Raw genomic sequence first — 21,394 nt, 5'->3', positions numbered from 1 at the left:
GTTGTGAACTTCGACCCAGGGGGTCCGATGGGCATCCGATTCGGCGGCGACTACAACCCCGAGCAGTGGCCGCAGGAGGTGTGGGCCGAGGATCTGAAGCTGATGAAGGCGGCCCACGTCACCATGGTCACCGCCGGGATCTTCTCCTGGGCCAAGGTCGAACCCCGGCCCGGCGCCTACGACTTCGGCTGGTTCGACCGCGTCATGGACGGGCTGGCCGGCGCCGGCATCGAGGTCTGTCTGGCGACGATGACCGCCTCACCGCCGCCCTGGCTCTCCCGCGCCCACCCCGAGATCCTGCCCGAGGGCCCCGACGGGCAGCGCCGCTGGCCCGGCGGCCGGCAGCACTACTGCCCCTCCAGCCCCGTCTACCGCGAGCACGCCGTCCGCCTCGTCGAGCAGCTCGCCGACCGCTACGCGGGCCATCCGGCGCTCGCCCTGTGGCACGTGGGCAACGAGTACGGCTGCCACACCCGGCAGTGCTTCTGCGACGTCTCCGCAGCCGACTTCCGGCGCTGGCTGCGCGAGCGCTACGAGACCGTCGACGCCCTCAACGACGCCTGGTCGACGGCCTTCTGGTCGCAGGCGTACAGCGACTTCGCCGAGGTGCTGCCGCCGCGTGCGGCGCCGACCTTCCCCAACCCCGCGCAGCAGCTGGACTACCTGCGGTTCGGCGACGACGCGCTGCGCGCCTGCTACCTCGCCGAGAAGGCGGTGCTGGACCGCCGCACCCCCGGGGTGCCGGTGACCACCAACCTGATGCCGCAGCACAAGCCCGTCGACGCGTTCGCCTGGTCCACGCACATGGACGTGATGGCGCTGGACTTCTACCAGGACCCGCACGAGCCGGACGACCACGTACGGGCGGGCTATGCCTTCGACCTGATGCGTTCTGCGCGCTCCGGGCAGCCCTGGCTGCTGCTGGAACAGGCCCCGGGCGCGGTCAACTGGCGTCCCCGCAACGGCCCCAAGCCGCCGGGCGCGATGCGGCTGTGGAGCTGGCAGGCCGTCGCCCAGGGCGCGGACGCGGTGCTCTACTTCCAGTGGCGGCAGTCCCTGGGCGGCGCGGAGAAGTTCCACTCGGCGATGCTGCCGCACGGCGGCACCCGCACCCGCGTCCACCGCGAAGTCACCGCCCTGGGTGCGGAGTTCAAGGCCCTGCCGGACATCGCCGGGACGCGTTCGCGCGCCGATGTGGCCCTGCTCGCGGACTGGCACAGCTGGTGGGCCCTGGAGCTGGACTCCAAACCGTCCACCGCGCTCGACCACTCCCGCATCGCGCTGGCGCACTACCGGCCGCTCTTCGAGGCGGGCGTGGCCTGCGACGTGGTGCCGCCGGACCGGGAGCTGTCCGGATACCGCCTGGTGGTCGTGCCCAACCTCTATCTGCTCACGGCGCGCGACGCGACCCGGCTGGCCACCTACGTACGCGGCGGCGGCCGGCTGGTGGTGTCGTTCTTCTCCGGCATCGTCGACGAGCACGACCGCGTGCACCCCGGCGGGTATCCGGCGCCGCTGCGCGAGCTGCTGGGGCTGCGCGTGGAGGAGTTCTGGCCGCTGGAGGCGGGCAGCACGGTGGCGGTCGAGGGCGGGCCCTGCGCCGGGCGGGCGGACCTGTGGTCGGAGGCCATCGACCTCGAAGGGGCCGAGGCGCTCGCGCACTTCACCGAAGGGGACCTCGCCGGACGGCCCGCGGTGACGCGCCACGCGTACGGCCGCGGCACGGTCTGGTACCTCGGCACCCGGCTCGAACCGGGCCCGCTGCGCGCACTGCTGGACGACGTACGGGCGCACGCCGGGGTGACGCCCGTACTGCCGGACCTGCCGGAGGGCGTCCAGGCCACCGTCCGGGAGGCCGACGGCGGGCCGCACGCACCGTCCCGGAAGTACACCTTCCTGCTCAACCACCGGACCGAGGCCGTCGATGTCGCGCTGCCCCGGCCCTTGTCGGACGCCCTCGCCGCGGCGACCGGCGCGGGCAGCACCGCGCCCACGGAGCGGATCACCCTGCCCGCCCGGGGCGTCGCCGTCCTGACCGCCCCGGAGCCGGCAGCGGAAACGGACGAAGGCGCCGAGGGCCCGGCCTCCCGCGGATAGCCGCGGGAGGGCCTGTCAGGGCACCGGGACCGTGGCCGCCGCGGCCGTCACCGTCTCGATCTCGACCGGCCCGACACCGGCCCGCCGGGCGAGCGCCACCGCCGCGAGGGTGGAGTGCACACCGAGCTTGCCGAGCACGTTCTGCATATGGGTACGCACCGTGTGCGGGGAGAGGAACAGCCGCTCCGCGACCGCCTTCCGGCCCAGGCCCGCCACCATGCAGCGCAGCACCTCGCGCTCACGCGGCGTCAGCGACTCCACCAGCCGCTCGCTGTCCGAACGGTGCTTGCGGGCCGCCGTCAGCTCCCGCAGCACGCCCGTCAGCAGCGCGGGCGGCAGATGCGTCTCGTCGCGCAGCACGCCGCGGATGACGGCGAGCAGCCGGGAGAGCGAGCAGTCCTTGGCGACCCATCCCGAGGCGCCGGCCTGCAGGGCGACGGCCGCGCGGCGCGGGTCGTCGCGCTCGGCGAGGACGACGGTGCGCAGGTACGGATGGCTGGTGCGCAGGCCGGAGACCAGCGCGATGCCGGCCGGCGGGGTGCCGCGCGGTGCGCCGTCGCGGACGGAAGGCTGCGGTGGCACGACCGCCAACGGCGGGCCGACGGCGGCCAGATCGGCGTCCACGAGCAGCACATCGAAGCGGCGGCCTTCGGCTGCCGCACGCTCCAGACTGCGCAGGGCGGCCGGAGCACTGCCCGCCGCGGCCACGTCGACGTCCTGTTCCGCCGCGAGCGCGGCCGCCAGGGATTCGGCGAAGATGCGGTGGTCGTCGACCACCAGAACCCGGATGCGTTGCACGGAGACCCCCTGTCTCGGTGAACGGACCTTAGCGGGCACGACGCCGGTATTGAAGATCGCCTCGGCCGCACGGCTCGCGCCGTGCCGCATGACTACCCCACCCCGGTGCTCGCGCCCTCCCCCCTCGCCCGCTCGACGAGGAGGAGCCCAGCTCGCCCGCTTGTCGTAGCCGGCCCCCACCGGCGCTGGACTCAGGGTACGGACGAGGTGGGACAGCGGAAGGGGATTGGCGAAACTGCTCCGCCCCGGGCCCGGGGTGCGGCCGCCCGGTGCGGCCGCGGCCGGGCCCCGGGGGCGTACTACGCCAGGCGGCACGCCCCCGCGCCGGGCACCGCGGTGAAGATCCGCGGCGCGGTGTGGCCGGCCGCCGCGAAGGCCGTGGTGACCGCGTCGGTGACACGCTGCGCGTCCGCCTCCTCGACCAGCACGACGGCCGAGCCGCCGAAGCCGCCGCCGGTCATCCGCGCTCCCAACGCCCCCGCCGCGACGGCCGTGTCGACGGCGAGGTCCAGCTCGACGCAGGAGATCTTGAAGTCGTCGCGGAGCGAGCGGTGGCCTTCCGTCAGCAGCGGGCCGATGGCGCGGGTGTCGCCCGCGTCGAGCCGCGCGACGACCTCTTCGACGCGGTGGTTCTCGGTGACGATGTGGCGTACGAGGTCCTGGACGACCGGTTCGCCGGCGAGTTTCGGCAGCGCCTCGGGCAGAAGCGCGTGCGGCACCTCGCGCAGGGCACTCACTCCGAGCGCCCGCGCGCCACGCTCGCAGCCGGCGCGCCGCTCCGCGTACGCGCCGTCCCCCAGCTCGTGCTTGACCCGGGTGTCGACGACCAGGAGCCGCAGCCCCTCGCCCGCCAGGTCGAACGGGACCTGGCGCAGGGAGAGGTCGCGGGCGTCGAGGAAGAGGGCATGGCCCGGTGTGCAACAGGCCGCGGCGGTCTGGTCCATGATCCCGCAGGGAACTCCGACGAACGCGTTCTCGGCCCGCTGGGCGAGCCGGGCCAGCCGCAGCGGTTCGAGGCCGAGCGCGTACAGGTCGTTGAGGGCGAGCGCGGTGACGACCTCCAGGGCGGCGGAGGAGGACAGTCCGGCGCCGGTGGGCACCGTGCTGTCGAAGTGCAGGTCCGCGCCGCCCACCGGCAGGCCGGCCTCCCGCATCGCCCAGGCGATGCCGGCCGGGTAGGCGGCCCACCCCCCACCCGAGGCGGGCCGCAGGTCGTCGACGCGCAGTTCGACGACGCCGCCCTCGGCGCCGCCCGAGTGCAGGCGCAGCACGCCGTCGGGGCGGGCCGAGGCGGCGGCGATGGTGGTGTGCGGCAGGGCCAGGGGCATCACGAAGCCGTCGTTGTAGTCGGTGTGTTCACCGATCAGGTTGACCCGGCCGGGCGCCGCCCAGACGCCCTCGGGCGCGGCGCCGTACACCGCGCGGAACGCCGCGGCGGTGCGGGGTGCGCCGTGCGGGTGCTCGGTGGCCGGGACAGCGGCTTCGTGAACGGTCATCAGGACTCCTTTGTCCGGTCGAGATACTGGGCGAACTCCCAGGCGTCGGCGACGATTCCGGCGAGGTCGGCGCGGCTGGGCGACCAGCCGAGCCGGTCGATGGCGGTCCGGGCCGAGGCCACCAGGACGGCGGGGTCGCCGCCGCGGCGGGGGGCGACGATCTCGGGGATCGGGTGCCCGGTGACCTTGCGCACGGTCTCGATGACCTCGCGCACGGAGAAGCCGTTGCCGTTGCCGAGGTTGCAGATCAGGTGCTCACCGGCGGTGGCCGCGTCCAGCGCGAGGAGGTGGGCCTCGGCGAGGTCGGCGACGTGGATGTAGTCGCGTACGCAGGTGCCGTCGGGGGTGGGGTAGTCGTCGCCGAAGACGGAGATCGCCTCGCGCTTGCCCTGGGCGACCTGGAGGACGAGCGGGATGAGGTGCGACTCGGGGTCGTGGCGCTCGCCGCAGGCACCGTAGGCGCCCGCCACGTTGAAGTAGCGCAGCGAGACGGCGGCCAGGCCGTGGGCGGTGGCCTCACCGGTGATCATGTGATCGACGGCGAGCTTGCCGGCGCCGTAGGGGCTGGTCGGCGCGGTGGCGGCGGCCTCGGTGATCGGGGTGACGGTGGGCTCGCCGTAGGTGGCGGCGGTGGAGGAGAAGACCAGGGTCCGCACACCGGCGTCGCGCATGGCCGCCAGCAGGTCCATGCTCCCGCCGACGTTGTTGCGCCAGTACTTCTCGGGGTCCGTGACGGACTCGCCGACCTGGGAGAACGCGGCGAAGTGCAGCACCGCGTCGTACGAGGGGTCGAGCACGCGGGCGGCGTCCTGGATGCGGCCCTCGATGAAGCGGGCGCCGTCGGGGACGCCTTCGCGGTGGCCGGTGGACAGGTCGTCCAGCACGGTCACCTCGTGGCCGGCCTCCAAAAGATGTGCCGCGACGACACTGCCGACATATCCCGCACCGCCTGTGACCAGGTACTTCTTGCTCACTCGCTCGCTACCTCTCGCAGTCGCTCGGCCGCGGCCTCCGGCGGCACATCGTTGATGAACACGTTCATGCCGGATTCGGAACCCGCGAGAAACTTCAGCTTGCCGGAAGTGCGGCGAATGGTGAAAAGCTCGAGGTGGAGCGCGAACCCGGTGCGGTCCGCGGCCCGCACCGGCGCCTGGTGCCAGGCGGCGATGTAGGGCGTACGGGCTGCGCCGGTCCGACCCTGCGAGCTATCGCCCTCCCCCGCCTTCCCGCTCTCGCCTGCGCCGAAAATCCGGTCGAACCGACGCAAGACTTCCAGATAGATCTGTGGAAACTCTGTGCGCGCGGCCTGTTCGAGGGCGAGCAGGTCAGGAACCCTACGTTTGGGGTAGAGGTGCACCTCGTACGGCCAGTGGGCGGCGTAGGGGACGAACGCCGTCCAGTGCTCTCCCTCCAGCACGACACGGCGGCCGTCGGCGGTCTCGTCGGCGAGGACGTCGTCGAAGAGGTTCCGGCCGCCGGTGGCCTCGCGGTGCGCGGCGAGCGAGGCGAGCATGCGCTCGGTGCGCGGGGTGACGAACGGGTAGCCGTAGATCTGGCCGTGCGGGTGCCCGAGGGTCACGCCGATCTCGGCACCGCGGTTCTCGAAGCAGAAGACCTGCTCCACGTCCGGGAGTTGGGACAGCTCCGCGGTGCGGTCGGTCCATGCCTCCAGCACCAGGGCGGCCTGCTCCTCGGTGAGGTCGGCGAACGACGCGTCGTGGTCGGAGGTGAAGCAGACCACCTCGCAGCGGCCGCTGTCGCCGGCGAGGGAGGGGAAGCGGTTCTCGAAGACGGCCACGTCGTAGTCGGGCGCGGGGATCTCGGAGAGCCGGCCGTCGCGGGAGGGGCACAGCGGGCATTCGTCGGCCGGCGGGTGGTAGGTGCGGCCCTGGCGGTGCGAGGCGATGGCGACGGAGTCGCCGAGCAGCCGGTCGTGGCGGATCTCGGAGGCGGTGGACACGGGGTCGAGGGGGCGGCGGTCGTATGCGTCGCGGACCGCGTCGTCGCGGGAGTCGTAGTAGATGAGTTCCCTGCCGTCCGCGAGCCGGGTCGACGTCTTCTTCACGGGAGCTCCTCCACGCTCTGACCAAACACAAACAAACACAATGAAGCACAAGGCAACAGCGGCGTCAATGTCGAGGGAGTCGCGGCGGAGATCAAGGGGCACCCCGAGGAACAGCCCGATCGCCATACAGGGGCAGGCTTGGGCAAAACGACGTAGTGGATCACTATCCAACAAACTGAACCAACAAAAGTGTTCAGTTTCGGAGGACCCACGCGTAGCTTTTTGTTCGTTCAGATCGAGCACACCGCTGTGTCCTGGGGGCAACCCCAGATTCTCGAAGAGAGTGCCCCATGATCACCTTGGCCGAAGGGCTCCGGCTGCCCACCAACGGGCTCGACTACACCATCCTGGCCATCTACTTCGTCGTCGTCCTCGGCATCGGGTTCGCGGCCAAACGAAGCGTGAAGACGAGCCTGGACTTCTTCCTCTCCGGCAGGTCACTGCCCGCCTGGGTCACCGGTCTCGCGTTCGTCGCCGCGAACCTCGGCGCGACCGAGATCCTCGGTATGGCCGCCAACGGAGCGCAGTACGGGGCCTATACGGTCCACTGGTACTGGATCGGCGCCATCCCGGCGATGGTCTTCCTGGGCCTGGTGATGATGCCGTTCTACTACGGCTCCAAGGTCCGCTCCGTACCGGAGTTCCTGCTGCACCGGTTCGGCCCGTCCTCGCACCTGCTGTCGTCGGTCATCTTCGCCGTCTCCTCGGTGCTGATCGCGGGCGTGAACCTCTACGCCATGGCAATCGTGCTGCAGGCCCTGCTGGGCTGGCCGCAGTGGGTGGCGATCGTCATCGCCGGCTTCTTCGTCCTGGCGTACATCACCATCGGCGGCCTCTCCTCGGCGATCTACAACGAGGTGCTGCAGTTCTTCGTCATCCTCGCCGCGCTGATCCCGCTGACCATCGTCGGCCTCAAGCGCGTCGGCGGCTGGGACGGCCTGACGGACTCGCTCTCCTCCTCGCACGGCGGCGCGTTCCTCACCGCCTGGGAGGGCACCGGCATCGGTGAGGGCAACCCGCTCGGCGCGAACTGGCTGACCATCGTGCTCGGCCTGGGCTTCGTGATGAGCTTCGGCTACTGGACGACCAACTTCGCCGAGGTCCAGCGCGCGCTGTCGGCGAAGAACCTCTCCGCCGCCAAGCGCACCCCGCTGATCGCCGCCTTCCCCAAGATCTTCATCCCCCTGGTCGTGGTCGTCCCCGGCCTGATCGCGCTGGTCATGGAGCCGACCCTGGGCAAGTCCAAGGACGGGCTGCAGTACAACGACGCCATTCCGGTGCTGATGCGCGACCTGCTGCCCAACGGCGTGCTCGGCATAGCCGTGACCGGTCTGCTCGCCGCCTTCATGGCGGGCATGGCCGCGAACGTGTCGTCCTTCAACACGGTCTTCACCAACGACATATGGGCCGCGTACCTCAAGAAGGGCCGCGAGGACGGGTACTACCTGAAGACCGGCCGGGTGGTCACCGCCGTCGGCGTGCTGATCGGCATGGGCACGGCGTTCATCGCCTCGTCCTTCAGCAACATCATGAACTACCTCCAGACGCTGTTCTCCTTCTTCAACGTGCCGCTGTTCGTCGTCTTCATCATCGGCATGTTCTGGAAGCGGACCACCGCGGCGGCCGGCTTCTGGGGACTGCTGTCGGGCACCGTCGCCGCGATGGTGAACTACTTCTGGCTCTACAAGCAGGGCATCATCTCGATCCCCTCCGAGCAGGGCGCCAACTTCGTCTCCTCGATCGTCGCGTTCGTCGTCGGCGCCGTGGTGATGCTGATCGTCACCCTGGTCACCAAGCCCAAGCCGGCCGCGTCCCTCGCCGGCCTGGTCTACGGCTCCAGGTCACCCGGTATGGAAGAGCTGCCCGCCGAGGGCGACGACGCGTGGTACCGCAAGCCGGCCCTGCTGGGCTGGGGCGCCGTCGTCCTGGCCGCCGTCTGCTACATCCCCTTCTCCTTCTGAGCCTGCCGAGGAACGCACCATGAGCGACTACCAGCACGAAGTCGAGGAACTGGAACGCGAGTCCGCGACCGCCGCGCGACTCTTCGACGTACGGCGCATCATCGGCGGCCTGTTCGTCGTCTACGGCGTGATCGTCACCATCGCCGGCATCACGGCCTCCGACGCGGACCTCAAGAAGGCCCAGGACATCAACATCAACCTGTGGACGGGCCTGGGCATGCTCGCCCTCGGGCTCTTCTTCCTGATCTGGCTGAAGCTGCGGCCGGCCGTACCGCCGACGGTCTCGGAACTCCAGGAGGAGACCGGGGACGGCCCCGCGGCCTGACCCACCGTCCGCTACGGCGGCGGGGCGCCACCCTCCGGTTCCTCCGGTTCCTCCGTCCCCGCCGCCGCGGCTGCCGCCGCCCCGCCGGCCGCCGCCCGCTCCAGCAGCCCCGTACGCGCGGCCAGCGCGGCGGCCTCCAGCCGCGAGCCCACCTCAAGCTTCATCAGCACCCGCTGGACGTGGGTGCGCGCGGTACTCGGCGCGATCGCCATACCCGCCGCGATCAGCCGGGTGTCCTCGCCGTCCGCGACCCGCATCAGCACCTCGACCTCGCGCGGGGTGAGCAGTTGCAGCAGCCGCGCGCCCTCGTCGTCCGGCTTCGCGACGGGGTGCAGCAGCTCCTCGAAAGCCTGCTGCAGCAGGCGCGGCGAGATGGCCGCCTCCCCCGCACGCGCCTTCATCATGGCGCGCTCCACGCCTTCGATCCGCTCGTCGTTACGCACATACCCCGACGCCCCGGCCGCGAAGGCGGCAGCGATCCCGCGCGGACTGGGCACCGGCCCCAGCACCACCACCGCGACCTGCGGCCGCTCCTTCTTGATCCGTACGACCGGGTCGAAGGCACCCGGCTCGGCGGGCGCGGCCGTCCCCAGCAGGCACACTTCCGGCGCCCGGCTCACCACCAGATCCGCGGCCCCGGCGCACGGCGCGGCAGCCGCCAGCACGCGGTGCCCGCGCAGCTTCAGGGCCGAGGCGAGCGCCTCGGCCAGCAGACGATGATCGTCGACCACCATGAGCCGCACGCCCATCGAGCAACCCCCTCCATCCCCGGCGGACCCCGCCCCCGGCCCCCGCCGGGCCCCTTGTCCCCGGGAAGCTACACGCTCGACCGGCCGAGCGCGCCCCCTACCGGGGAGAAGCCCCCGGAATGCGGGACTCCCGGCCAATCGGGGCCGATTGACACCCGGACGCCCGGACCTCGGCACCCGATCGCACCGCACCTCGGCACCTCGCGCGGATGAAGCCGGGCGGATGAGGCGGGGACGAAACGCGGCGGAGCCCGGCGAACGCGCTATGCGAGCCGGGCTCTTGAGGTCATGGAGGCAGAAGTCATCGGAGTACGGCCAGAAAATCGTTGAGCATAAAAAGAACTTGCGGCCGGTTTTCCTGCCGAGGCACGCCGACGTCACTGTCAGTGCCGTATGTCAAAGTAGGTACAGCAGTTGGGGTGAAGAATCGGGGGAAGGCCGTCATGTCATTGGCCGAAGAAGTATTGGCAGTTCACGCGGGAGCGCCGGATCCGGCCGCGCTGGTAGGGGAGTTCCGGCGCACGCATGTGTTGCTGCCGACCGCCAACGAAACGCTCCTTTCGGCGGAGTTGGACGGTATTCGCTGGCTGTACGCCTTCACCGACGAAGAGGCCATGTCCCGCTTCGCCCTCTCGCGCGGCGGCGAGCCGGGCGCGGAGTGGCAGTACCTGACCGCATCCGGGGCGCGCGTCCTTGACGTGCTGATTCCGGCCATCGAGGGGCCGACGGGTGTGGCGCTGGACGCGGGCGGCGAGCACGGGATGCTCTTCCCGCCGGTGGCAGGGATCGTGCCGGACTCCGTGGCCCTGGACATATCTGACGCACCGCAGGGGGGAAACGCCTAAATGGGTCTGATCGGCGGTTCGGGGTATCACCTCGAACCTGAGGCGTTCGAGCAGCTCACCAAAGGCATCAAAGCCGCGACGGCCGAGCTGAAAGAGCTGGGCTTCGATATGGAAGCCCAACTGGGCCGGGGCTTCGACACATTGTCCCTGGACAGCGTGGAATGCGGCGATGACGATCTCGCCGCCGTGCTGGATTCGTTCTGCGAGCGCTGGGGCTGGGGCGTCCGCGGTCTGATGCAGAACGCCAACGAATTCTCCCAGAAGCTGGGTATCACCGCCGGTTTCTATTACGAGCAGGAGCAGTACGCCTCCGACGCGCTCAAGCAGACCGCGAACGCCGCGTGGGGCGACCCGACCCTGACCGCCGAGCAGTTGCACAAGCAGTCCTGGGGGAAGGTCGCCAACCCCCTGTCGCAGTTCGACGACGCGGACTGGGACCCGAATTCGCAGCAGTCGCGGGACGGCTACAAAGAGGTGCTCGAGGCGGAGCAGCAGTTCGGCCACGACGTCACCTCGATCCCTGACCGCCTCATGAACGGCGGGGAGGACCCGGCCGAGACCACGGCCACGCTGGAGCCGAACACGCCGTCGCAGGCGCACAAGGGGGAGCAGAAGTGAGCTGGCTGGGGGATGCGGCAAACGCGGTCGGGGACGGCGCGAGCAAGTTCACCAACGCCGTGGAGCGTGGCGCGGGCGAGGTCGTCGAGCACGGCTCCGACATCGCCGGGGACATGCTGGAGACGGTCGGCGCGGACGACGCCGCGCATGCCGTGCGCTCCGGCGGCGCGAAGGTGGCAGGGGCGCTGGGCGCCCATGTCGATGAGCGTCAGCTCGGCGAGAGCGAGGACCCCAAGGAGCTCATCCACGGTGACGCCGAGAAGATCAACGAGTCCGCGTCGCACCTGAAGGACTTCTCCGCCGCCTTCGACCGGGTCGCGAACGGCATGCGCAAACTCGGCTCCGGCCAGCACTGGACCGGTAAGGCAGCCGACGCCTTCCGCGAGAAGTTCGACATGCACCCCAAGGAGTGGATGCACGCCGCCGACGCCTGCGACGACGCCCACAAGGCTCTGAAGGCTTACGCGGAAACGGTGACCTGGGCCCAGCACAAGGCCTCGGACGCCATCGACAAGTACCGCCAGGCGCAGGAAGCCACCCGGCGTGCGGTGGATGCGTACAAGGCGAAGGTCGACACGTACAACGCCGCGGTCGACGCCTACAACGCGGCGATCTCACGTAACGCCGACCCGGGAGACGAGCCGCAAAAGCCCGTCGTCCATACCGACCCGGGCGCCGAGGGCCGCGAAGCGGCCCAGGACATGCTCAAGGATGCCCGCAGCCAGCGAAACGAAGCCGCCTCCCGCGCCCGCAACGCCATCAAGGGTGCCTTGGCGCACGCACCGGAGAAGCCGGCGTTCACCTCCCTGGCAGGCGCAGCGATATCGGACTTCGGCACCGCGCTGCCCGCCGCGAACATGCACCTCATGGGCGGCGCCCTGAAGGCCGCGGCGGACACCGTCAAGCTGGGGCGCACGGTCAATCCGCTCGACCCCTACAACCTCACCCACCCCTGGCAGTTCGCCTCCAACGTCTCCACCACCCTTCTCGGCCTGGCCCAGGCCCCCCTCCACCCCATCGACACCGCCAAGAGCGTGGTCGGATCAGGGTGGGGAAGCGACCCGCTCGACTCCTTCAGCGCCGCCGTCGTCAACGCGGCGGGCGGCAAGGGCGCGGGCGGGCTGGCCAAGGGGGCGGCCAAGGCGGGCGCCAGGGATGCCGCCGAAGGCGCGGCCCGGCAGGCCGCCAAGGAGGGCGGCAAGCGGACCGTCATGGACCGGGCCCGCACCCGGTGGTGCAAGACCTTCGGCAACGACCCGATCGACATGGCGACCGGCCGCATGGTCCTGCCGCAGACGGACATCACTCTCCCGGGCAGCCTCCCCCTCGCCTTCACCCGCACCTTCGAGTCGTCCCACCGCACCGGCCGCTGGTTCGGCCCCACGTGGATGAGTACCGCCGACCAGCGCCTGGAGATCGATTCCGAGGGCGTCATCCTCATCGGCGAGGAAGGCAACTTCCTTCTCTACCCGCACCCGGCCGTAGGTGTCCCCACGGTGCCCGTCGAGGGCGAGGGCCGCCCGCTCGAACGCACCCCGGACGGCGACTACGTCCTCACGGACCCGTCCTCCGGCATGCGCTGGTACTTCACCACCTACACCGACGGCCTCGCCGTCCTCGACGAGATATCCGACCGTCGCGGCAACCACCACACCTTCGACTACACCGAAGACGGCACCCCCACCGCCATCACCCACAGCGCCGGCTACCGCCTCCTGCTCACCACCGACGAGGGCCGCATCACCGCCCTCCACCTCGCCGGTGCGGCCCCCGACGGCAGCGACCAGCTCCTGATGACGTACGGCTACGACGACGCCGGCAACCTCACCACCACCGCCAACTCCTCCGGCCTCCCGCTCCGCTTCACCTACGACGACGACGGCCGCATCACGTCCTGGACGGACACCAACAACAGCAGCTACACCTACGTCTACGACGACGATGACCGCTGCACCTCACAAGGCGGCATCGAGGGCCACCTCCGCGCCACGTTCGCCTGGGGCGACCCGGATCCCGTAACGGGCCTGCGTACCAACCTGTTCCACAACTCCCAGGGCGGCGTTACCCGCTACGAGGTCAACGAGCGCCACCAGATCGTCGCGGAGACCGACCCCACTGGTGCCACCACCCGTACGGTCCGCGATGCCAAGCACCGCGTCCTCTCCACCAGCGACCCCTTGGGCCGCACCACCCACTTCACGTACGACGCCGAGGGCCGCCCCACCGTTGTCACCCTCCCCGACGGATCCACCGCCACCACCAGCTACAACGATCTCGGCCTGCCTCTGAACACCACCGGTCCGGACGGCACCACCTGGACCCACACCTACGACGCCGACGGAAACCGCACCGCCACCACCGACCCCACAGGCGCCGCCACCAGCTACACCCACGACGCTCGCGGCCACGTCTCCTCGGTCACCGACGCGCTCGGCAACACCAGTCGCCTCTACTGCAACGAGGCCGGCCTACCGCTGACCCTCACCGATCCCCTGGGCGCCACCACTCACTACCGGCGCAACGCCTTTGGCCGCACCGCCTCCGTCACCGACCCACTCGGCGAGACCACCCACATGGTGTGGACCGTCGAAGGCAAGCTGGCAGCCCGTATCGACGCCACCGGCGCCACCGAGGAATGGACCTACGACGGCGAGGGCAACCGCACCTCCCACACCGACGCCATCGGCCAGACCACCCGCTTCGAATACACCCACTTCGACCTGCTCACGGCCCGCACCGACCCCGACGGCGTCCGCCACACCTTCACCCACGACACCGAACTACGTCTCACCCAGGTCACCAACCCCCAGGGGCTGACCTGGAACTACACGTACGACCTGGCTGGCCGCCTCATATCCGAGACCGACTTCGACGACCGGATCCTGGCCTACACCCATGATGCGGCTGGCCAACTGACCACCCGCACCAATGCCTTGGGCGAGGTGACGGCCTACACCCGTGACACCCTTGGCCGCATCACCGAGAAGAACGCCGCAGGGCTGCTGACCACATATACCCACGACTCCAGTGGCCAGCTCCGTCAGGCCGCCAACGCTGATGCCACGGTCACCTACAGCCGCGACATCCTCGGCCGCGTCACCGCTGAATCGGTCAACGGCCGCACCATGACGTTCACCTACGACGCCCTGGGCCGCCGCACCTCCCGCACCACCCCCACCGGCCACACCACCACCTACACCTACGACGCCGCCGGCAACCGCACCGCCATGGACATCGCCGGCCACGTCCTCACCTTCGACCACGACGCCGCCGGCCAAGAACTCACCCGCACCATCGGCGACAACCTCGCCCTCTCCCACACCTGGGACCCCACCGGCCGCCTCACCAACCAATCGCTCACCACGGCGGCCACCGGGGCGGACCGGGCACAGAACTCTGCCGCTGCGGAAGCCCACCGGGTCCTCCACCGCGGCTACACCTACCGCCCCGACGGCAACCTCACCGCGATCGACGACTCCCACACCGGCCGGCGCACCTTCGACCTCGACCGCGCCGGCCGCGTCACCGCCGTCCACGCCACCGACTGGACCGAGACCTACGCCTACGACGAAGCCGGCAACCAAACCCACGCCACCTGGCCCGACCGCCACCCCAACCCCTCAGCCCGAGGCGACCGCACCTACACCGGCACCCGTATCACCCGCGCCGGCAGAATCCGCTACGAACACGATCCCCTCGGCCGAGTAACTGTCCGCCAAAAAACCCGTCTCTCCCGCAAACCAGATACCTGGCGATACACGTGGAGTGCCGAAGACCGGCTCGCTGCCGTAACAACGCCGGACGGTACAACCTGGCGCTATCTCTACGAGCCTTCCGGCCGCCGAGTAGCCAAGCAACGCTTCTCTCCTGACGCCGCCAGGGTGGTCGAGCACACGGACTTTGCGTGGGATGGGCTGACTCTCACCGAACAAACCGCCCGTTCCTCAGGCCACCAAGAGTCCATAACGCTCACGTGGGACCACAAAGGGCTCACCCCGCTCACCCAGACCGAGCGCAAGACCTCGGGTTCGGATATATCTAGCACCGAGCAACGCGTCATCGACCAAAGGTTCTTCTCCATTGTCGCTGATTCAATTGGCACCCCAGCGGAACTCGTTTCCGAATACGGCGAGATAGCTTGGAGTAAACGCGCCACCCTTTGGGGCACCACCACCTGGGACAACGGAGCTACGGCATACACTCCACTGCGATTCCCGGGTCAGTATTTCGACCCCGAGACGCAGCTTCACTTCAATTTACTTCGACACTACGACTCGGAGGTCGGGCATTACATATCCACAGACCCTCTCGGACTAGAGCCATCCCCTAACCCAAGTGCATACGTAAGCAACCCAAACAGCTACGTTGACCCATTCGGGCTGTTTTCCTGCGAGGCGGGCTCGGAGCAACGAGGGCCGTTCGACTTCCGACCTCCAAACCCTTCTCACCCACCGCATCAGGCGGCAATTGACGCCATGCGGGTCGCCCCAGTGGGCGGAAACGTTGACTGCGCGGAGCTCGCCAATTACATTATGAAAAGATCCGAAGGGAAAGGGGAGATAATCAACTTTACGAGCCACTCGGGAGAGATGTTCAGAGTCCCCCAGGAGGGTGGACGTCTCGCTGAGGAGTTTAAGTATCACGACGTGTACACCGACGGTAAGTACATATACGACCCCGAACTGGGTAGCAACCCCGTACCTCTGGGTGATTTCAAGCGAGCGATAAGGCACCTGAATCCAGACTTGAAAATCATATCGGGCCACGGGCCATATAGGGGGCCCCTGTGGTGAGGTGTCAGCGCGGAATGGGAGCCGATATGAGTGTAACCGGCCAACAAATTTTGAAGACGCTGTCCTTGTTCGATCCTATCGAGTGGATCAGGACGTCCTCGGGGCGTAATCCAGTGGAAGGGTACACGCAATCCCCACATGTCGCCTGGCGTTTCGCCGATGGCGGCGATGTAGAAATTGCGCGACTCATCGAGACGCTGGTGCGCAATAGCCCAACGGAGAACGACTGGACTCTTGATTATTCCGCCAGAAACTGGCTCCTGGCGCCGTCGCGGGTCCTCAATGAGTGCTCTTCCGATAATATCAGCTTTCGACAAGCGGTCATGCGAATTACATTGAGCGACCCGGATTTCTGCGAGCTAGCCAATAGCGACTTGGCCCTCATCATCTCTCGACTACAGGATTACGTGATGAACACCGAGGGGCGTGAAGACCAAACCCGCTGACAACTTCAAACCGAATGCCTGTCGCCTTGATCGACCAAACCACCCGCATCTCGTGGCGGCAACTGCCCCGCCGTTGAGAAAGCGAGAGGCTGGGCATGAGCGGCGCACAGGTAGTCGGCGGAGGACGCGTGAGCGAGGAGCGTAGAGGCCATTGAGGCCGACGCCGATGCGGAAGGGCGCATCGAATGGAGCGCGCTCCGTTCAGATTCGCCACCTGCCGGAACGACGGCTAGCGTGCAGCAAATGGCTTACAGCGGCACGGCGAGGAAATGCGCCGCCGGTGGATGCGAACCAAGGACTGCGCAAGGCCGTCGGCGCACCGAGGCCCCTACGCCTCCTCCGCCAGCTCCAGCCACCGCATCTCCAGCTCGTCCTTCTCCGCTGTGAGTTCGCGGAGTTGGGCGTCCAGGCCCGCGACCTTTTCGAAGTCCGTGGCGTTTTCGGCGATTTGGGTGTGGAGTTTGGTTTCCTTCGTGACGATCTTGTCCAGCTGGCGTTCGATCTTCTGGAGTTCCTTCTGGGCGGCGCGGTTGACGGCGGCGGCCTTCTTGGGGGCGGAGGTCTGCTGGGGGGCCGCCGGGACCGCGGCGTCGATCACCTGCTTGCGGCGCTCCAGGTACTCGTCGAGGCCGCGCGGGAGCATGCGGAGCGTGGCGTCGCCGAGGAGGGCGTGGACGCGGTCGGTGGTGCGCTCGATGAAGTAGCGGTCGTGGCTGATGACGATGAGCGAGCCGGGCCAGCCGTCGAGGAGGTCCTCCAGCTGGGTCAGGGTCTCGATGTCGAGGTCGTTGGTGGGCTCGTCGAGGAAGAGGACGTTGGGCTCGTCCATGAGGAGGCGCAGGATCTGCAGCCGGCGGCGCTCACCGCCGGACAGGTCGCCGACCGGCGTCCACTGCTTCTCCTTGGTGAAGCCGAACTTCTCGCACAGCTGCCCGGCGGTCATCTCCCGGCCCTTGCCGAGGTCGACGCGGTCGCGCACCTGCTGGACGGCCTCCAGCACCCGCAGTGTCGGGGCGAGTTCGCCGACCTCCTGGGAGAGGTAGGCGAGTTTGACGGTCTTGCCGACGGTGATGCGGCCGCCCGCCGGCTGCGCCTCGCCCTGGGTGCGGGCCGCCTCGGCCAGGGCTCGGAGCAGGGAGGTCTTGCCGGCGCCGTTGACGCCCACGAGGCCGATCCGGTCGCCGGGGCCCAGCTGCCAGGTGAGGTGCTTGAGCAGCACCTTGGGGCCTGCCTGGACGCTGACGTCCTCCAGCTCGAAGACCGTCTTGCCCAGGCGGGTGTTGGCGAACTTCATCAGCTCGGTGGTGTCGCGGGGCGGCGGCACGTCCGCGATCAGTTCGTTGGCGGCCTCGATGCGGAAGCGCGGCTTGCTCGTACGGGCGGGGGCGCCGCGCCGCAGCCATGCCAGCTCCTTGCGCATCAGGTTCTGCCGCTTGGCCTCCTCGGTGGCGGCGATCCGCTCACGCTCGGCCCGCGCGAAGACGTAGTCGCTGTAGCCGCCTTCGTACTCGTGGACGTCGCCGCGCTGGACGTCCCACATGCGGGTACAGACCTGGTCCAGGAACCACCGGTCGTGGGTGACGACCACCAGGGCGGAGCGGCGGGCCCGCAGATGCCCGGCCAGCCAGGAGATGCCCTCGACGTCGAGGTGGTTGGTGGGCTCGTCGAGCACGATCAGGTGCTGCTCGGCGATGAGCAGCTTGGCGAGGGCGATGCGGCGGCGTTCGCCTCCGGAGAGGGGGCCGATGACGGTGTCCAGGCCGTGGGTGAAGCCGGGCATGTGGAGATCGCCGAAGAGGCCGGTCAGGATGTCGCGGATCTTGGCGTTACCGGCCCACTCGTGGTCGGCGAGATCGCCGATGACCTCGTGCCGGATGGTGGCGGCCGGGTCGAGGGAGTCGTGCTGGGTGAGGACGCCGAGACGCAGGCCGCCGTTGTGGGTGACGCGGCCGTTGTCCACCTCCTCCAGCTTGGCGAGGATCCGGATCAGGGTGGTCTTGCCGTCCCCGTTGCGTCCGACGACGCCGATCCGGTCCCCCTCGTTGACGCCGAGCGAGACACCGTCGAGCAGGGCACGGGTCCCGTAGACCTTGCCGACGGCTTCCAGATTGACGAGGTTGACGGCCATCTCACTCCTGCGGTGGTTCACATGAATCGACCATCCCAGCCTAGTCGGCGTGCGGAACGGCTCGGCCCGGGTGTGAGGATGCGGACCACGCGGGCGCGACGAGGCGCGCCGACGGCCCTGCGGTCGCCGGGGAGGCCCTGATCGCCGGTGGCCGTGATCGCTGTTGGATAGCGTGCTCGGCATGACTTCGGACACGGGTGCGGCAGTGGAAACGGAACGCGGGCTGGTCTACGGGCCGAGCGGCAAGCAGCTGGACGTCCACCGTCCGGCGGGGTCGTCCGGGCCGGCGCCGACCGTGCTGCTCTGGCACGGCATCGGGCCCGACGAGCGGGATGTCCTGGAACCGCTGGCGCGGACGGCGGCGGCCAACGGCCTGCTGGTGCTCGTACCGGACTGGCGCTCGGACGCGGCGGACGGCGGCCGGTCACACCTGCTGGAGTCGCTGGCCTACGTCCGCGAGGAGGCGGGCCGGCTGGGCGGTGACGGGGAGTCGTTCGTGCTGGCCGGCTGGTCGGCGGGGGCTCCGGCGGCACTGAGTGTCGCGCTGCGGCCCGAGGTGGCGGACGGATGGCGGCCGTCGGCGGTGGTCGGTGTCGCGGGCCGCTACGACCGCCCGGCGTTCACCACCGGCGCGGTTCCGCTGGCCGACCTCGCCGCGGGCCTGGACCCGGCCGTGCCGGTCCATCTCGTCCACGGCAGCCACGACACCCTCGTGGACGCCGGGCACTCCCGCGACCTGGCGGAGGCGCTGCGCGCCGCGGGCCGGCCGGTGACGCTCCGGGAGACCGGGACCGACCACGCGGGCGCGATCATGGCCGAATACGCCCCCTCGACGAACCGCTGCCTGCCGGCGACCGCCGAACACGCCGTACAGGCGGGCCGGTTGGTGGCCGAGGTGCTGGCCGCGGCGGCCGCGTAGCGCACGGTCGCACCCGCGCACCCGCGCACCCGCGCGTCCGCGCACCCGGCGTCGAGGTCACTTCCCGGACGACGGTCGCCCCGACGGCGCGACGACCGCCAAAGCCATGTCCGCGAAGTCCCGCCGTCCGCCCGGACGGTCGTCCGCCCGTAAGGTCGTCCGCCCGTAAGGCGGGGCCCGCGGCGTCCGGTGCGTGCGATCGCAAGGCGGAGGGTCGCCCTCGTAGTGGGTCCACGTGGACGATCCCGGCAACGCGGCGAGCGTGCGTACCAGGCGTCGGGGCCCGGCGGGACTGTGCGGATACGCCCTAGAGCACCGTCGCGCCCCGCGCCGGGGAGTCCGCCACCCGTACCGCGCGGCAGGTGCCGGAGGCGAGCAGCGCCTGGGCCACCTTCTCCGCGGCCTGGGCGTCCTCGACCAGGTACGCGGTCGTCGGCCCGGAGCCGGAGACCAGCGCGGCCAGGGCGCCGGCATCCGTACCGGCCTTGAGGGTCGCGGTGAGCTCGGGACGCAGGGAGAGCGCCGCCGGCTGGAGGCCGTTGGCCAGCGTCGCGGCGAGCGCGGTGGCGTCACCGTCCCGCAGGGCGGCCAGCAGTTCGGGGGACGCCTCGGGCTCGGGTACGTGCGTGTCCGCCGTGAGCCGGTCGAACTCGCCGTAGACCGCGGGGGTCGACAGGCCGCCGGGGGCGACCGCGAAGACCCAGTGGAAGGTGCCGCCGACGGCCAGCGGCGTCAGCAGCTCGCCCCTGCCGCGGCCCAGCGCCGCCCCGCCGACCAGGCTGAACGGCACATCGCTGCCCAACTCGGCGCAGATGTCGAGCAGTTCCTCGCGGGAGGAGCCGGTCGACCACAGGGTGTCGCAGGCCATCAGCGCGCCCGCGGCGTCCGCGCTGCCGCCGGCCATGCCGCCCGCGACGGGGATGTCCTTGGTGATGTGCAGGTGGACGTCCGGCGCGATGCCGTGCCGGGCCGCGAGCAGTTCCGCGGCGCGGGCCGCGAGGTTCGTGCGGTCCAGCGGGATCCGGTCGACGTCGTGGCCCTCGGCGGTGATCCGCAGGGCGTCCGCCGGGGTGGCGGTGACCGTGTCGTGGAGGCCGACGGCGAGGAAGACATTGGCCAGGTCGTGGAACCCGTCGGGGCGGGCCGCGCCGACGGCCAGCTGGACGTTGACCTTGGCCGGCACCCGTACGGTGATCGCGCCGCTCATGCCGATGCCTCCCTGATCCCCCGGGTGCCGCCCGGTCCCTTGTGTTCCGCGATCCGCGCGAAGTCCTCGACGGTCAGGGCCTCGCCGCGGGCCTGCGGCGAGACGCCCGCGGCGACCAGTGCGGCCTCCGCCGCCGCGGCCGACCCGGCCCACCCGGACAGGGCGGCCCGCAGCGTCTTGCGGCGCTGGGCGAACGCCGAGTCGACGACGGCGAAGACCTCGTCACGGCTGGCCGAGGTCTCGATCGGCTTGTCGCGGCGTACCAGGGAGACCAGCCCGGAGTCGACGTTGGGGGCGGGCCAGAAGACCTTGCGGCCGATGGAGCCGGCCCGCTTGACCTCGGCGTACCAGTTCGCCTTGACCGACGGCACGCCGTAGACCTTGTTGCCGGGACGGGCGGCGAGCCGGTCGGCGACCTCGGCCTGCACCATGACCAGGGTGCGGTCGATGGTCGGGAAGGTCGCGAGCATGTGCAGCAGCACCGGCACCGCGACGTTGTAGGGCAGATTGGCGACCAGGGCGGTCGGCGCCGCGCCGGGGAGCTCGGTGACGTGCATGGCGTCGCGGTGGACCAGCTCGAAGCGGTCGGCGCGGTCGGGCATCCTGGCCGCGACGGTGGCCGGCAGGGCGGCGGCGAGCACCTCGTCGATCTCGACGGCGGTGACCCGGTCGGCCGCCTCCAGCAGCGCCAGGGTCAGCGAGCCGAGACCGGGGCCGACCTCGACGACGACATCGTCGGGGCGGACGCCGGCGGTCCGCACGATCCGGCGGACGGTGTTGGCGTCGATGACGAAGTTCTGCCCGCGCTGCTTGGTGGGGCGCACGCCCAGCGCGGCGGCCAGCTCGCGCACATCGGCGGGTCCCAGCAGAGGCCCGGACTCGTCGGTGGTGCTGCTCTCAGTCATGCCGAAGCCTCGCTGCGCGCCGTCGCGGTCGCCCGCCGTGCG

The 21,394-nt window shown here is 70.1% G+C and carries 16 protein-coding genes; 8 read left to right on the top strand and 8 right to left on the bottom strand.

Translation table 11 applies throughout. The features are described 5' to 3' along the window. Positions 1-27 precede the first annotated feature (27 nt). Entirely contained in the window at positions 28-2,097 is a 2,070-nt protein-coding gene (locus QOM21_RS21695) for a beta-galactosidase (RefSeq protein ID WP_407552424.1), read from the top strand. A gap of 15 nt (positions 2,098-2,112) precedes the next feature. Here QOM21_RS21695 and QOM21_RS21690 read toward each other — a convergent pair whose 3' ends face one another. The 4 genes from QOM21_RS21690 to galT form a co-directional block, all read right to left on the bottom strand. Continuing rightward, entirely contained in the window at positions 2,113-2,895 is a 783-nt protein-coding gene (locus QOM21_RS21690; protein ID WP_407552422.1) for a LuxR C-terminal-related transcriptional regulator, read from the bottom strand. Between the two features lie 299 nt (positions 2,896-3,194). After that, the gene (gene galK / locus QOM21_RS21685) at positions 3,195-4,391 is read right to left on the bottom strand and encodes a galactokinase (RefSeq protein ID WP_407552420.1); all 1,197 of its coding nucleotides are present in this window, start codon (positions 4,389-4,391) and stop codon (positions 3,195-3,197) included. Continuing rightward, the gene (gene galE, locus QOM21_RS21680; RefSeq protein ID WP_407552418.1) at positions 4,391-5,365 is read right to left on the bottom strand and encodes a UDP-glucose 4-epimerase GalE; all 975 of its coding nucleotides are present in this window, start codon (positions 5,363-5,365) and stop codon (positions 4,391-4,393) included. Before galE ends, galK begins: the two co-directional genes overlap by 1 nt. Continuing rightward, positions 5,362-6,456 carry a galactose-1-phosphate uridylyltransferase gene (gene galT, locus QOM21_RS21675; protein ID WP_407552417.1) on the bottom strand — a complete coding sequence of 365 codons (1,095 nt, stop codon included), beginning with the start codon at positions 6,454-6,456 and terminating at the stop codon, positions 5,362-5,364. The genes galE and galT overlap by 4 nt, the downstream gene beginning before the upstream one ends. Positions 6,457-6,746: 290 nt before the next feature. Here galT and QOM21_RS21670 point away from each other — a divergent pair, with 290 nt between their 5' ends. Both QOM21_RS21670 and QOM21_RS21665 read left to right on the top strand, forming a co-directional pair. Next, positions 6,747-8,417, top strand: a complete 1,671-nt coding sequence (locus QOM21_RS21670; protein WP_407552416.1) for a sodium:solute symporter family protein — start codon at positions 6,747-6,749, stop codon at positions 8,415-8,417. Positions 8,418-8,436: 19 nt separating this feature from the next. Next, complete coding sequence (locus QOM21_RS21665; RefSeq protein ID WP_407552414.1) at positions 8,437-8,742, top strand: hypothetical protein; 306 nt, start codon at positions 8,437-8,439, stop codon at positions 8,740-8,742. 11 nt (positions 8,743-8,753) lie between these two features. On the opposite strand, the gene QOM21_RS21660 is transcribed toward QOM21_RS21665, so the two are convergent. Further along, entirely contained in the window at positions 8,754-9,491 is a 738-nt protein-coding gene (locus QOM21_RS21660) for a response regulator transcription factor (protein ID WP_407552412.1), read from the bottom strand. A gap of 443 nt (positions 9,492-9,934) precedes the next feature. On the opposite strand from QOM21_RS21660, the gene QOM21_RS21655 reads away from it, so the two are divergent. The 4 genes from QOM21_RS21655 to QOM21_RS21640 are packed head-to-tail and all read left to right on the top strand — an operon-like array spanning position 9,935 to position 16,193. Further along, a complete protein-coding gene (locus QOM21_RS21655; RefSeq protein WP_407552410.1) occupies positions 9,935-10,336 on the top strand; it encodes an SseB family protein in 402 nt (133 codons plus the stop codon). Next, on the top strand, positions 10,337-10,954 hold the full coding sequence (locus tag QOM21_RS21650; protein ID WP_407552409.1) for a hypothetical protein: 618 nt from the start codon (positions 10,337-10,339) through the stop codon (positions 10,952-10,954). It abuts the gene before it with no gap. After that, positions 10,951-15,747 carry a putative T7SS-secreted protein gene (locus QOM21_RS21645; protein WP_407552407.1) on the top strand — a complete coding sequence of 1,599 codons (4,797 nt, stop codon included), beginning with the start codon at positions 10,951-10,953 and terminating at the stop codon, positions 15,745-15,747. Before QOM21_RS21650 ends, QOM21_RS21645 begins: the two co-directional genes overlap by 4 nt. A 26-nt stretch (positions 15,748-15,773) precedes the next feature. Beyond that, positions 15,774-16,193 carry a hypothetical protein gene (locus tag QOM21_RS21640; protein WP_407552405.1) on the top strand — a complete coding sequence of 140 codons (420 nt, stop codon included), beginning with the start codon at positions 15,774-15,776 and terminating at the stop codon, positions 16,191-16,193. 328 nt (positions 16,194-16,521) lie between these two features. Here the strand turns inward: QOM21_RS21640 and QOM21_RS21635 are convergent, their stop codons facing one another. Then, entirely contained in the window at positions 16,522-18,321 is a 1,800-nt protein-coding gene (locus tag QOM21_RS21635) for an ABC-F family ATP-binding cassette domain-containing protein (RefSeq protein WP_407552403.1), read from the bottom strand. A gap of 181 nt (positions 18,322-18,502) precedes the next feature. Between QOM21_RS21635 and QOM21_RS21630 the strand changes: the two genes are divergently transcribed. Next, on the top strand, positions 18,503-19,240 hold the full coding sequence (locus QOM21_RS21630) for an alpha/beta hydrolase (protein ID WP_407552401.1): 738 nt from the start codon (positions 18,503-18,505) through the stop codon (positions 19,238-19,240). A 307-nt stretch (positions 19,241-19,547) separates the two neighbouring features. Here the strand turns inward: QOM21_RS21630 and QOM21_RS21625 are convergent, their stop codons facing one another. Further along, complete coding sequence (locus QOM21_RS21625) at positions 19,548-20,447, bottom strand: 4-(cytidine 5'-diphospho)-2-C-methyl-D-erythritol kinase (protein WP_407552399.1); 900 nt, start codon at positions 20,445-20,447, stop codon at positions 19,548-19,550. Beyond that, a complete protein-coding gene (gene rsmA, locus QOM21_RS21620; RefSeq protein ID WP_407552398.1) occupies positions 20,444-21,352 on the bottom strand; it encodes a 16S rRNA (adenine(1518)-N(6)/adenine(1519)-N(6))-dimethyltransferase RsmA in 909 nt (302 codons plus the stop codon). The genes QOM21_RS21625 and rsmA overlap by 4 nt, the downstream gene beginning before the upstream one ends. Positions 21,353-21,394: the final 42 nt, after the last annotated feature.

It is taken from the genome of Streptomyces sp. Pv4-95 (assembly GCF_045782725.1).
Lineage (GTDB): Bacteria > Actinomycetota > Actinomycetes > Streptomycetales > Streptomycetaceae > Streptomyces.
The sequence above is the reverse complement of the archived record's forward strand: the minus strand, read 5'-3'. Positions and strand labels throughout refer to the sequence as shown.